The 13,367-nt window shown below is 62.6% G+C and carries 11 protein-coding genes and 1 riboswitch; of the genes, 8 read left to right on the top strand and 3 right to left on the bottom strand.

Features of this window, described 5'->3' with window-relative positions; all coding sequences use genetic code 11:
• Window positions 1-12: 12 nt before the first annotated feature.
• The 3 genes from HGO38_RS19920 (at window position 13) to bluB (ending at window position 3,598) form a co-directional block, all read left to right on the top strand.
• Window positions 13-1,692, top strand: coding sequence for an NAD+ synthase (locus tag HGO38_RS19920; RefSeq protein WP_250957643.1), 1,680 nt, complete (start codon window positions 13-15; stop codon window positions 1,690-1,692).
• Between the two features lie 94 nt (window positions 1,693-1,786).
• Entirely contained in the window at window positions 1,787-2,620 is an 834-nt protein-coding gene (locus HGO38_RS19925; protein ID WP_250957644.1) for a TolB family protein, read from the top strand.
• Between the two features lie 41 nt (window positions 2,621-2,661).
• A riboswitch (cobalamin riboswitch) is annotated at window positions 2,662-2,866 on the top strand.
• Between the two features lie 45 nt (window positions 2,867-2,911).
• Window positions 2,912-3,598, top strand: a complete 687-nt coding sequence (gene bluB, locus HGO38_RS19930) for a 5,6-dimethylbenzimidazole synthase (protein WP_250957645.1) — start codon at window positions 2,912-2,914, stop codon at window positions 3,596-3,598.
• Between the two features lie 120 nt (window positions 3,599-3,718).
• Here bluB and HGO38_RS19935 read toward each other — a convergent pair whose 3' ends face one another.
• Together HGO38_RS19935 and HGO38_RS19940 are read right to left on the bottom strand one after the other, a co-directional pair.
• A complete protein-coding gene (locus HGO38_RS19935; RefSeq protein WP_250957646.1) occupies window positions 3,719-4,804 on the bottom strand; it encodes a DUF2865 domain-containing protein in 1,086 nt (361 codons plus the stop codon).
• Between the two features lie 185 nt (window positions 4,805-4,989).
• A complete protein-coding gene (locus tag HGO38_RS19940) occupies window positions 4,990-7,302 on the bottom strand; it encodes an NADP-dependent malic enzyme (protein ID WP_250957647.1) in 2,313 nt (770 codons plus the stop codon).
• Between the two features lie 278 nt (window positions 7,303-7,580).
• On the opposite strand from HGO38_RS19940, the gene HGO38_RS19945 reads away from it, so the two are divergent.
• The 5 genes from HGO38_RS19945 (at window position 7,581) to HGO38_RS19965 (ending at window position 12,685) form a co-directional block, all read left to right on the top strand.
• A complete protein-coding gene (locus HGO38_RS19945) occupies window positions 7,581-8,414 on the top strand; it encodes a UDP-2,3-diacylglucosamine diphosphatase (RefSeq protein ID WP_250957659.1) in 834 nt (277 codons plus the stop codon).
• A gap of 263 nt (window positions 8,415-8,677) precedes the next feature.
• On the top strand, window positions 8,678-9,826 hold the full coding sequence (locus HGO38_RS19950) for an ABC transporter permease (RefSeq protein ID WP_250957648.1): 1,149 nt from the start codon (window positions 8,678-8,680) through the stop codon (window positions 9,824-9,826).
• A 10-nt stretch (window positions 9,827-9,836) separates the two neighbouring features.
• Window positions 9,837-10,658 (top strand): ABC transporter ATP-binding protein, encoded by an 822-nt coding sequence (locus HGO38_RS19955; protein ID WP_250957649.1) that lies wholly within the window; start codon window positions 9,837-9,839, stop codon window positions 10,656-10,658.
• A 9-nt stretch (window positions 10,659-10,667) separates the two neighbouring features.
• On the top strand, window positions 10,668-12,038 hold the full coding sequence (locus HGO38_RS19960) for an MlaD family protein (protein ID WP_250957650.1): 1,371 nt from the start codon (window positions 10,668-10,670) through the stop codon (window positions 12,036-12,038).
• Window positions 12,039-12,067: 29 nt separating this feature from the next.
• Window positions 12,068-12,685 carry an ABC-type transport auxiliary lipoprotein family protein gene (locus HGO38_RS19965; RefSeq protein WP_250957651.1) on the top strand — a complete coding sequence of 206 codons (618 nt, stop codon included), beginning with the start codon at window positions 12,068-12,070 and terminating at the stop codon, window positions 12,683-12,685.
• A gap of 116 nt (window positions 12,686-12,801) precedes the next feature.
• Here the strand turns inward: HGO38_RS19965 and HGO38_RS19970 are convergent.
• Window positions 12,802-13,367, bottom strand: a 566-nt coding sequence (locus HGO38_RS19970) for a hypothetical protein (protein WP_250957652.1), incomplete at its 5' end; no start/stop codon positions are given.

Raw genomic sequence — 13,367 nt, forward strand, 5'->3', positions numbered from 1 at the left:
TAAACGATTGTCATGAGCGACACACCGACCAGACCCGACACGTTGCGCATCGCGATTGCGCAGTTCAATCCGACGGTTGGCGACGTGGTCGGCAACCTTGCCAAGGCGCGCGAGGCGCGGGCCGAGGCCGCCGCCCAGGGCGCCGACCTGCTTTTGCTGACGGAACTGTTCCTGTCCGGCTATCCGCCGGAGGATCTGGTGCTGAAGCCGTCCTTCCTGCGCAACTGCCTGTCCGCCGTCGAGGAACTCGCCGCCGATACGGCCGATGGCGGCCCCGGCATTGTGGTCGGCTTCCCGCGCCAGGGCGACAAGGGGCGGCACAATTCCGTGGCCGTAGTCGACGGCGGCCGCATTGTGGCGATCCGCGACAAGATCGACCTGCCCAATTATGGCGAGTTCGACGAGAAGCGCGTGTTTGTCGCCGGCGATGTGCCGGGGCCGGTGAATTTCCGTGGCGTCCGCATCGGCATTCCGATCTGCGAGGATATCTGGGGCGATCTCGGCGCTTGCGAGACGCTGGCGGAATCTGGCGCGGAAATGCTGCTGGTGCCCAACGGCTCGCCCTACTACAGGGGTAAGGTGGATATTCGCCACCAGGTCGTCCTGAAGCAGGTGATCGAAACCGGCCTTCCCATGGTCTATGCCAATCAGTTGGGTGGGCAGGACGAGTTGGTGTTCGACGGCGCGAGCTTCTGCTTCAATGCCGACAAGACGCTTGCCTTCCAGATGAGCCAGTTCGAGGAGACGCTGTTCGTCTCGAATTGGCGCCGCGAGGCCGATGGCTGGCGCTGCGACGAGGGCGTCATGTCCCATGTGCCGGAGGCCGAAGAGGCCGATTACCGCGCCTGCATGCTCGGCTTTCGCGACTATGTGAACAAGAACGGCTTCAAGAGCGTCGTGCTCGGCCTGTCGGGCGGCATCGATTCAGCGATCTGCGCGGCCATTGCCGTCGATGCGCTGGGCGAGGAGCGGGTGCGCACGGTCATGCTGCCCTACCGCTACACCTCGGAGGAATCCTTCGCGGACGCGGCCGCCTGCGCCAAGGCGCTCGGCTGCCACTACGACATCGTGCCGATTGCAGAGCCGGTCGAAGGCTTTCTCTCGGCGCTCGCCGACATGTTCGAGGGAACCGAAAGCGGCATCACCGAGGAAAACCTGCAGAGCCGCACCCGCGGCACGATCCTGATGGCGATCTCCAACAAGTTCGGCTCGATGGTGGTGACAACCGGCAACAAGTCGGAAATGTCGGTCGGTTATGCGACGCTATATGGCGACATGAACGGCGGCTTCAATCCGATCAAGGACCTCTACAAGATGCAGGTCTATGCCCTGTCGGCCTGGCGCAACAAACACGTGCCACCGGGTGCGCTGGGACCTTCGGGCGAGGTCATCCCGGCCAATATCCTCTCCAAGGCGCCTTCTGCGGAACTCAGGCCCAACCAGACCGACCAGGATTCGCTGCCGCCCTATCCGGTGCTCGACGATATCCTGGAATGCCTGGTCGAGAAGGAAATGGCGGTCGAGGATATCGTGGCGCGCGGCCATGACATCGCAACCGTGCACCGCATCGAGCATCTGCTCTATCTCGCCGAATACAAGCGTCGCCAGTCGGCGCCGGGCGTCAAGATCACCAAGAAGAATTTCGGCCGCGACCGCCGCTATCCCATCACCAACCGGTTCCGCGACCGCTAGCGCAATTCCAGCAAAAGTGGGAACCGGTTTTGCATCCGGAATTGCGTAAAACAAAAAACAGACCGGCTTTCGGTCCGGTTCGGGAGGGAGCCAGATGCGCAGTTCGCTGGAGATTTTCAACCTGGCGAGCCGTAGCCATCGGGTGGTCTGGCAGAGCGAGGCGCTGTTCGAGGCGCCCAACTGGACCCCTGACGGGCAACATCTGCTCATCAACGGCGATGGCGGAATGTACCGGCTGCCGGTCGACGGCAGTGCGCCGCCGCAGCCTATCAATCTCGGCTTTGCCGGCCGGATCAACAATGATCACGGCATATCGCCGGACGGCACGCTGATCGCCATCTCCGACAAGACGGAATACGGCAAGTCCTGCATCTATGTCCTGCCGTCGACCGGCGGAGACCCCCGCCAGGTGACTTTGAACTTGCCGTCCTACTGGCATGGCTGGTCGCCGGATGGCCAGCGGTTCACCTATTGCGGCATTCGCGACAATGTCTTCGATATCTACACCATCGCCATCGATGGCAGCGACGAGAGGCGGCTGACATCCGGCGAAGGGCGCAATGACGGTCCCGACTATTCCGCCGACGGCCAGTGGATCTATTTCAACTCCAGCCGAACCGGCCGGATGCAGATCTGGCGCATCCGTCCCGATGGCACGGACGTCGAGCAGATCACCGATGATGGCTTTGGCGACTGGTTTCCCCATCCGTCGCCGGACGGAGCCAAGGTGCTGCTGCTGTCCTACGCGCCCGACGTCTTCGATCATCCCCGCGATCTCGATGTCCGGCTGCGCCTGATGGATCCGGACGGCGGCAACATCGAAACCCTGTTCGAATTGTTTGGCGGGCAGGGCACGATCAATGTGCCGTGCTGGTCGCCGGACGGTTTGGAATTCGCCTATATGCGCTATTTCCCGGTGGCCGGGTGATCTGGATCGGCTGACCTCACTTGCACTGAAGGCTGCTTTATGGCCAGTGTCACCCATCAGGTGCCCGTCCTTGACGGGAGAATCGGGAATTCGGTGCAAGTCCGGAACGTGCCCAACGCTGTAAGGCCGATGTCTGCCGCAAGCGGTTGCCTTTGTGCAACCAGGCCACTGACCCCATCCGGTCGGGAAGGCTGCGGCTTTCAGATGACGCCCAGTCAGAAGACCGGCCTGATATCATAGACGGTCCTGCTTGGACGGCAGGCGGTTGCAGGCATTGTTGGGGAGTTGACGATGCAATCTGAACCAGCGGAACCTCTGGTCCGGGCGGGCGCGTTTTCCATCGAGGAGCGCGACGCTGTCTACCGGGCGATCATGACCAGGCGTGATGTCCGCAATGAATTCCTGCCCACACCGGTGGCAGACGATGTGCTGCGCCGCATTCTTCTGGCCGCCCATCATGCGCCGTCGGTCGGCTTCATGCAGCCGTGGAATTTCATCACCGTGCGGGATGAACAACGCCGCCGCAAGGTCTGGCAGGCTTTCAGCCGCGCCAATGAGGAAGCGGTCGCGCTGTTTCCCGAGGACCGGCAGGCGCTGTACCGGTCGCTCAAGCTCGAAGGTATCCTCAAGGCGCCGCTCGGCATCTGCGTGACCTCGGATCCGACCCGTGGCGGACCGGTCGTGCTCGGGCGAACCCACAATCCGCGCATGGACAGTTACTCGACCGTCTGCGCCATCCAGAACCTCTGGCTTGCGGCCCGCACCGAGGGCCTCGGCGTCGGCTGGGTCAGCATTTTTCACGCGCAGGACCTGCGTGAGATCCTGTCGATTCCGCTCCATGTCGAAATTGTCGGATGGCTCTGCGTCGGCCATGTCGATACTCTTTACGAGAGGCCGGAACTGGAGGTTAAAGGCTGGCGCCAGCGATTGCCGCTGGAGGACATGATCTTCGAGGAGACCTGGCAAGGCGAGGATTGAAACGGCGCAGTCACTGATCGTTAAATGCGCTGCAAAATCATAAGAGTAAGCGGAAGCGATGATTCAAATTGGGAGCGGCGGGCAACACAGGGCTCGTGCGTGGCCATGCGACCTCACGCCTTATTGCTGCACGGGCTGCGGTCCCGGCAAAGCCGGGTTCTTGAGATCGATGCTGCTCGTTTCCGTCGGCAGGAACATCGGGCCCACCCGCCGCACCTGGCTTTCGGCCGGATTGTAGGGTCGTTCCGGCATGGCGATCGGTGGCTGCGCCGGTGCCGGGGAAGCGGGCTTCGTCTTGAATTCGGTGATCGAGGAATAGCTAGCACCCGCCGGCGTCTGCCCGCCCGGCAGGCTCTTCTTCTGCTCGGCCGTGAGATTGCATCCGCAGGCAGGCCTGTCGCCGGTCGGGCGGCTCAGATAGGAAAATGCCGTCGGCAGGGACCGATAGGGCTGCCCGGTCGAGGCCGACACCATGTCCGCACTCTCCTCGGTGAGGATTGAGTGATAATAAAGTTCGGTCTCGGTGCCGGGACACATCTGCTGGCACACTTGCGCATCGCGGCGGAAATTGAGCGGCGTCGCATTGGCCGAGATCGGGAAGAACGAGCCGTCGCAGGTGCGCACGCAGAGGGTACGCAGATTGCCGCCATGGCTGGGGTAATCCTGACCCAGCTGGTCGGCCAGGGCATCGAAAGCATTGCGGTCGCTGTCGGGCTGGCGGATCAGCCCCCGCAGCTCCGGTGCAGCTGCCTCGGCCTCGACCGGCTCCGGCGCAGGCTCTGGCAGCGCGTTGCAGCCATTGGCATCGATGGCGGCCAGGATGCGCTGGCGTGCCGGGTTGCTGTCGGCATTGCTGGTGCCGATGGCCTTGCGCTTCTCGACCAGCGTCTGCTTGTTGGCCTCCATGCGCGACAGCGCATCCGAGAGCTCGACGCAGATGTTCTGATCGCTGTTGCCGTAGGTGATGATGCTGCCATTGCCGCAACCCATCTGCCTGAGGTCGTGCCGCACCTTGCGGATCTCCAGGTTCTGGCGGGCAATGGCGCTGGAATGTTGGCGGATTTCCGAACTGGCGCCGACGACGACCGGGGTGCGGGCCAATGTCTCGCGCAACCTTTCGCACACGGCTGTAGCTCCGGCATGGGTGGCCGTCGTGGCGATCACAGCCGCCAGCAGAAGCGTGAGTATGGGCCGATCAAAGGTCACAAAACAGGTCCGATAGCGTCATTTGCAGCACCGACAGGCCGCGGATCGCGGCCAACACCGCTGCCATCATAAAAGACAGGTCGGGCCGCGCCAACCGGTAATCCACGTTTAACTTAAGTGCAGGCACAATTCCAAGCGGAAGATGTCCCGCCGACCCGCGGCGGAACATCAACTCTCATCCGCCATCAGGCGGGCTGCGATGCCTCGACCACCGCCAGGGCAGCCATGTTGACCACGCCGCGCGACGTGACCGACGACGACAGGATATGAGCCGGCAGGGCAGCGCCCAGCAGGATCGGCCCGACATGCAGGGCGTCCATCATGGTGCGCACGATGCCGAGCGAGATATTGGCAGAGTCGAGATTGGGGAAGACCAGCAGATTGGCCTCGCCGGTCAGCGTGCTGTCCGGCATGGCGCGCTTGCGCAAGGACTCCGACAGGGCCGAGCCGCCCTGCATTTCGCCGTCCACTTCAAGCTCCGGTGCCGCCTGCTTGATGATCGCCAATGCCTCGCGCATCTTGCGGGCGCTTTCGCTGTCCCGCGAGCCGAAGTTCGAATGGGAGAGCAGGGCCGCGCGCGGCGTGATGCCGAAACGGCGAATTTCTTCGGCCGCCAGAATGGTCATCTCGGCGATTTCGGCGGCCGGCGGATTGTGGGTGACGAACGTGTCGGTCAGGAAGATCGCGCCGCGCTGCGAGATCAGCAGGCTGAGGCCGGAAAAGGCGCAGACGCCCGGCTTTTTGCCGATGATCTGGCGCACGTCGCGCAGGTGCCGGTCGAACCGGCCTTCGACGCCGCAGATCAGCGCATCGGCATCGCCGCGTTTGACCGCCAGGGCGCCGATCACCGTGCTGCTGGTGCGCACGATGGTGCGGGCGGCCTCCGGGTTGACGCCGGCCCGGCCGACCAGCGCCAGATATTCGTCGACATAGTCGCGGTAGCGCGGATCGTCTTCCGGGTTCACCACCTCAAAGTCGGTGCCCGGCCGGATGCGCAGGCCAAAGCGCTCCAATCGGGACTGGATGATCTGCGGGCGGCCGATCAGGATCGGCTTGCCGATGCCGTCTTCCAGAAGCACCTGGGCGGCGCGCAGCACCCGCTCATCCTCGCCTTCGGCAAAGATCACCCGCTTGTTGGCGGCGGTCTTGGCATTGGTGAAGATCGGCTTCATCACGAAGCCGGAGCGGAACACGAAACGGTTGAGCTGGTCGAGATAGGTGTCGAAATCGGTGATCGGACGGCGGGCAACGCCGCTGTCGGCCGCAGCCTTGGCGACCGCCGGTGCGATGCGCAGGATCAGCCGCGGATCGAACGGCGAGGGGATCAGATAGTTCGGACCGAAGATCGGCGCCTCGCCGGACACCGCCTTGGCGGCCACTTCCGAGACTTCCTCGCGGGCAAGCGCTGCGATCGCCTTGACCGCCGCCATCTTCATCTCTTCGTTGATCGTCGTGGCACCGCAATCGAGCGCGCCGCGGAAGATATAGGGGAAGCAGAGGACATTGTTGACCTGGTTGGGGAAGTCCGACCGGCCGGTGCAGATCATCGCATCGGGCCGGGCGCTGCGCGCCAGTTCCGGCATGATTTCCGGCGTCGGATTGGCCAGCGCCATGATCAGCGGCTTTTCCGCCATCTGCACCAGCAGTTCCGGCTTCAGCACGCCGGCCGCCGACAGGCCGAGGAAGACATCGGCGCCGCCGATGCTTTCAGCCAGCACGCGCTTGTCGCTGTCCTGGGCATAGACCTCTTTCCACGGGTCCATCAATTCGTTGCGGCCCTTGTAGACCAGGCCCTCGATATCGTGCACCCAGATGTTTTCAGGTTTGGCACCGAGCGCCACCAGCAGGTTGAGGCAGGCAAGGGCGGCAGCCCCGGCACCCGAGGCGACGATCTTCACATCGTCGATGCTTTTGCCGGCCAGTTCCAGACCGTTGAGGATGGCGGCAGCGACGATGATGGCGGTGCCATGCTGGTCGTCATGGAAAACCGGTATATTCATCTTCTCGCGCAGCAGGCGCTCGACCTCGAAGCACTCGGGCGCCTTGATGTCTTCCAGGTTGATGCCGCCGAAGGTCGGCTCCAGGGCGGAGACGGTCGAGACCATCGCCTCGACGCCCGGCGCATCGATCTCGATGTCGAAGACGTCGATGCCGGCGAATTTCTTGAACAGGACGGCCTTGCCTTCCATCACCGGCTTGGAGGCCAGCGGTCCGATATTGCCGAGGCCGAGCACGGCGGTGCCGTTGGAAATCACCGCCACCAGATTGGCGCGGGCCGTATAGTCATCGGCCATCTCGGGATTGTCGCGGATCGCCAGGCAGGGGGCGGCGACGCCCGGCGAATAGGCAAGCGCCAGATCGCGCTGGTTGCCAAGCGGCTTGGTGGCCTGGATCTCCAGTTTCCCGGGGCGGGGATAGCGATGGTAAAACAGCGCCTGCGAATCGAGATCGGCGGATTGCGGTGTTGGCGGAGTCTTGGTCTTGTCCTCAAAAGTCATGGTCGTCCCGGATCTGTCGTGAATGCGGCATGGAGTCTCTCCATACAACAAATGCTCGGATGAGGGAGGGGATAATTCTCCTATGCGCGGATTTGCTGGCGCAGACGGGGCATGATCTGGCCGGTCACGCCGGTCTTTCGGCTGAAATGTGACACTTGTCCGGGCGTTGCCCGCAGCGCTGCTGCCATATGGCACTTTGTCATCTTCCTGAAACAAGACTCTGGTTTTGAAGGCCTATCCAGGAAGACGCGAAGAGGAAGACGCCTGTGAACGCACCAATGGACACACGGCATTTCAGAACCCTGTTCATTTCTGACGTGCATCTCGGCTCGAAGGCGGCCAAGACCGACTTCCTGCTCGATTTCCTGCGCTGCCATGAGGCGGATACGATCTTCCTGGTCGGCGACATCGTCGATGGCTGGCGGCTGAAACGCAGCTGGTACTGGCCGCAGGATTGCAACGACGTCGTCCAGAAACTGCTGCGCAAGGCGCGCAAGGGCACACGTATCGTCTATATACCCGGCAACCATGACGAATTCCTGCGCGGCTTTCCCGGCTCCCATTTCGGCGGCATCGAAGTGGCCGAGCGCATGATCCACGAAGCGGCCGACGGCAAGAAGTATCTCGTTCTGCATGGCGACGAGTTCGACGTGGTGGTGCGCAATGCGCGGCTCCTCGCCTATCTCGGCGACTGGGCCTATGACACCGCCATCGCCATGAATATCCTTCTCGCCCGTGTCCGCCGCCTTATCGGCCTGCCATATTGGTCTTTTTCGGCCTGGGCCAAACTGCAGGTCAAGCAGGCGGTCAACTTCATCGGGGAATTCCAGCGCGTCGTGGTGGAGGAAGCCCGCCGCAACGAGGTCGACGGCGTCATCTGCGGTCATATCCACCATGCCGTGATGGAGGATATCGACGGAATCCACTACATCAATACCGGCGACTGGGTGGAAAGTTGCACGGCGATTGCCGAGCACTATGACGGTCGATTCGAGCTGATCTCCTGGGGACACCGCATCGGCGCGCCAGTCGAGCTGAAGGCCCTGGCCGCCGACAGGCCGGTTGCCATGCCGGGTGAACCGGTGAAGGCGGGTGACGTGCAGGCAGCCTAAATTCGGCGCAGGCGACCGCCGATTGCTGTCGAAAATCCCCAGCCTACCGGACATTTCGCTTACGCATTCTCCAACAATCCCAGGCGCATGAAGGCCGCGCGCCAAAGAATGGTGTTGCTGCTGGGTAACGCGGCGGCGTTTAGTGCAGCGGGGCCATGGAATTGCTGAGAAGGCAGGCTATATTGCGTTAATAGACGACTCTTCGGCATCCGCCTTGAGTAACCGGTTCAACGCGGCCGAAAGCCTGGAAAGTTTAGATCATCTTGACGTCGCCACAACAGGACACCGCTGCGCTGGCAGCCGAAGATGCGGCTGAAGGGGCTGGGCGGCGGCTGATTCTGACCGGGCGCTGGCGCAATGACAGCCTAGAGTCTGTGCTGAAGCAGCTCGATACCCTCGGCGCCGACGGCCAGAACGTGGTCGAGATCGACCTGTCCGGCATTTCAAGCATGGACATGGCCGGCGCCTGGCTGGTGCGGCGCATGGTGAACGCGGCGCGCGAAAAGGGCGGTTCGGTCGAAATCGTCAGTTCCGATGATCAGATGCGCGAACTGGTCGATGCCTTGCCGGAAAGCGTTGCCGTGCCGAAAAAGGTGGCGCTGCATGTTCCGCTGTTTCAGCGGGTCTTTGCGCCCGTCGGCGAACTGGCCTCGGGACTTTGGCTGGATGCGGTCGCCATGATGTATGTGCTCGGCTCTGCCGTGCGCGGCGCGCAGGCCAAGAAAGGCCGCGGCACCGGCGTCTCGCCGGCCTCGGTCGTCAATCAATTGGATCATATGGGCGTTCGCGCCGTGCCGATCATCGTGCTGATGTCGTTCCTGATCGGCGCGATCATCGCCCAGCAGGGCGCCTTCCAGCTGCGCTATTTCGGCGCCGAAGTCTTCGTGGTCGATCTGGTCGGCATCCTGCAATTGCGCGAGATCGGCGTCTTGCTGACCGCCATCATGATCGCCGGCCGCTCAGGCAGCGCCATCACCGCGGAAATCGGCTCGATGAAGATGCGCGAGGAAATCGACGCGCTCAAGGTCATCGGCCTCAATCCGATCGGCGTTCTGGTCTTCCCGCGCCTGGTGGCGCTGACCATCGCCCTGCCGCTTTTGACCATCATCGCCAATTTTGCAGCACTTTACGGTGCCGCCGTGGTCACCTGGAGCTATTCGGGCATCACCTTCCAGACCTTTGCCACCCGCCTGCACGATGCGGTCGACTATTCGACGCTGGCCTCCGGCATGATCAAGGCGCCGTTCATGGCGCTGATCATCGGCATCGTCGCCGCCGTCGAGGGCATGAAGGTTGGCGGCAGCGCCGAATCGCTCGGCCGCCACGTCACCGCCTCGGTGGTCAAATCCATTTTTGTCGTCATTCTCGTGGATGGGCTGTTTGCCATATTCTACGCGGCCATAGACTTCTAGGGAGGCCGGGATGAACGAATCAGAAATGCAGCCTCCAAACGAAAAGCGGGAAACCGTCCTGTCGGTGCGCGGCCTGACCGTCGGTTTCGGCGACAAGATCGTTCTCGACAAACTCGATCTCGATATCTATCGCGGCGAGATTCTCGGCTTCGTCGGTGCATCCGGCGCCGGCAAGTCGGTGCTGATGCGCACGGTTCTGCGTCTGCTGCCGCGCCGCGCCGGCAAGATCTCCATTCTCGGCGCCGATTATGACGCGGTCACGGATGAGGAACGCATGGGGCTGGATACCCGTCTCGGCGTGCTGTTCCAGCAGGGCGCGCTGTTTTCCTCGCTGACCGTCAAGGAAAACATCCAGCTGCCGATGCGCGAATATCTGCAGCTGCCGAAATGGCTGATGGACGAACTCGCCTATCTGAAGATCGAGATGGTCGGGCTGGACGCCGATGCCGGCGACAAATACCCCTCCGAACTGTCCGGCGGCATGATCAAGCGCGCGGCTCTCGCCCGTGCCCTTGCCCTTGACCCCGATCTTGTTTTCCTCGACGAACCGACCTCCGGCCTCGACCCGATCGGGGCTGCCGAATTCGACGAGTTGATCATGCGCCTGCGCGATACGCTGGGGCTCACCGTCTACATGGTGACCCACGATCTCGACAGCCTGTTTTCCGCCTGTGACCGCATTGCCGTATTGGGCGAGAAGCGTGTATTGGTGGAAGGTACGCTGGAAGATATGCTTGCCTGCGAGGATGAGTGGGTGAAGACCTATTTCAGAGGCAAGCGTGCGCGCTCCATTCCACGGCCCGATCCGGCCATTGAAAATCCGCAAGAGTGATTGAGACTGATGGAAACCAAAGCCAATTACGCAATCGTCGGGTTTTTTACCGTCATGGTCATCGCGGCCGCCTTCGGCTTCGTCTATTGGATGGCCGAGTATGGGCGCGGCGGTCCGATGGCGCCGCTCAACATTCGCATTCCGGGCTCCGCCAACGGCCTGAGCGTCGGCTCCCCTGTGCGCTTCAACGGTATCCAGGTCGGCTCCGTTCGCAATCTCTACATTGATCGCGACGATCCGAAGTTTTCCGTGGCCGCCACCGAAGTGCAGGCGGATGCTCCGATCCGCAACACCACCAAGGCGATTCTGGAAATTCAGGGCCTGACGGGAGCCGCCTACATCGAAATGTCTGGCGGCGAGGCCGCCGGCGAAAACATTCTGGCCAATGCCATGGCATCCGGCGAGCCGGCCATGCTGGTTGCCGATCAGTCGAGTGTCACCAATCTTCTGGCGACCGCCGACAAGATCCTGAAGCGTGCCGACGATGCTATCGGCCAGCTCCAGGGTTTCATCGTCGATGCGCGGGGACCTCTGACCAACACGGTCAAGAATGCCGAGACCTTTTCCAAGGCGCTGGCCGACAATGCCGACGGCATCGACAAGTTCCTGACCAGCGTCAGCGCCCTGTCCGATACGGTCACCGGCCTGTCCGGTCGCCTCGATTCGACCCTCTCGGCGGCCGAAGAGCTGCTGCGGTCCGTCGATCCGAAAAAGGTGGACACCATCCTTGCCAATGCCGAGGCCTTCACCGGCAAGATTGCCGCCGCATCCGACAAGATCGGCACGGCCGTCGACGGCTTTACGGCAACGGCCGAGACCTTCACCCAGTTTGGCAAGAGTGCCGAGGTGACGCTGGGCAAGATCGATGGTCTGATCGCTTCCGTCGACAGCCAGAAGGTCACCCAGGTGGTCGACGACGTGTCGGTCGCCGTGGCTGACGCCCGCAAGGCCGCTGCCGAATTCTCCGCCCTCAGCACCCGCATCAGCGGGCGGCAGGAAGACATCGACCAGGCGATCACCGACTTCACGCAGCTGTCCAACAAGCTCAACAATGCTTCCAGCCGCGTCGACGGCATCCTGCAGAAGGTGGACGCGCTGCTGGGGTCCGACGACACCAATTCGCTGTCGGCCGAAGCCCGCCGCACTCTGGAATCGATCCGCGGCGTGGCCGACAACCTGAATGCCAAGATCGGGCCGATCGCCGACAATCTGGCGCGCTTCTCGTCGTCGGGGCTGAAAGACATCGAGACACTGGTGGATGATACCCGCAACACGGTGCGCAACCTCGACGACGCGATTAGTAATTTCGATCGCGATCCACAAAGGCTGCTGTTCGGCGGCGATACGATCAAGCAATATGACGGACGGACGCGTCGATGAGCCGCGCGAACCGAGGAGAATGGGACAGCATGAGCGGATCTGAACGGGTTTTGCGTCGACGGGGTTTGCTGGCCGCCGTAGTGGTTTTGCCATTGGCTTCACTGGGCCTGTCAGGCTGTGGCACGGCAGCCTCAAATGACACCTATGATCTCCAGGCATCCGCGGTGACGACAACGGCGCCAGCTGCCAGCCGTCGCCAGCTCCTCGTGCCCGATCCGACGGCGCTCAAGGCGCTCGACAGCGAAATGGTGCTGGTGCGGGTCAGTGCGTCCGAGGTCCAGTATCTGTCGAAGTCCCAGTGGAGCGACAAGCTGCCGCGCATGGTGCAGTCCAAGCTGGTGGAAGCCTTCGAGAACACCGGCAAGCTCGGCGGCGTCGGCAAGCCGGGGCAGGGACTGGCGATCGACTACCAGCTGATCACCGATATCCGCGCCTTCGAAATCGATACGTCGGGTGCCGACCAGGCAGTCGTCGAGATCTCGGTGAAGATCCTCAACGATCGCAACGGCTCGATCGCCGCGCAGAAAGTGTTCAAAGCCACGGTTCCAAGCCGCGGCACGGAAAACACCGCTTACATCTCCGCCCTCGACAATGCCTTTGCCGCAGTGACCGGCGAGATCGTTACCTGGACGCTGAACGCCATCTGATCCGACACTTACGGCCCTGTGACGGGCCGCAGCAGTCCTATAATCTTCCCATCAAAAAGCCCCGGATCGACAACGATCCGGGGCTTTTTTTGTCTGGTCGCTGGCGGCTGTGCCGCTTAGCTGAAGCGGCCGGCCGCATGCGCCAGCATCGTATAGACCTTGCCGGTATCGGAGGTCAGGTATGACTGGGTCACGGACTTGTCGCGGTCTGTGCGGGCAACGTCGGCAAGCAGCTTTTCGAAGTCGGCGATATAGCGGTCGACGGCGGTGCGGAATTCCGGTTCGCGGTCATACTTGCGCTTGATCTCGTCGAAGGTCTGCTGGCCCTTCAGCGTGTAGAGCCGGCGCGTGAACACGTCGCGCTCGCCGCGCTGATAGCGGCGCCACAGGTCGACCGAGGCATCGTGATCGATGGCGCGGGCGATATCGACCGACAGCGAGTTCAGCGATTCCACCATATGCTTCGGATTGCGGTTGTCCGTAACCCGGGGTGCCGGTGCGGCTTCGGGAGCCGGGCGGGGTGCTGCAGCACGGATCGTCGGGGCAGCCTCCAGCGGCTCCTCGCGCGACGCGCCGCGCAACAGGTCGCTGATCCATCCGCCGCTGGTTTCCTCGCGAAGCGCCACCGGCGCGGCACTGGTGCCGAGCGTCAGGCTACCGCGCAGGCCAAGCGGCTCGGCGG

It is taken from the genome of Rhizobium sp. CG5 (genome assembly GCF_023701945.1).
Taxonomy (GTDB): Bacteria; Pseudomonadota; Alphaproteobacteria; order Rhizobiales; family Rhizobiaceae; genus Allorhizobium.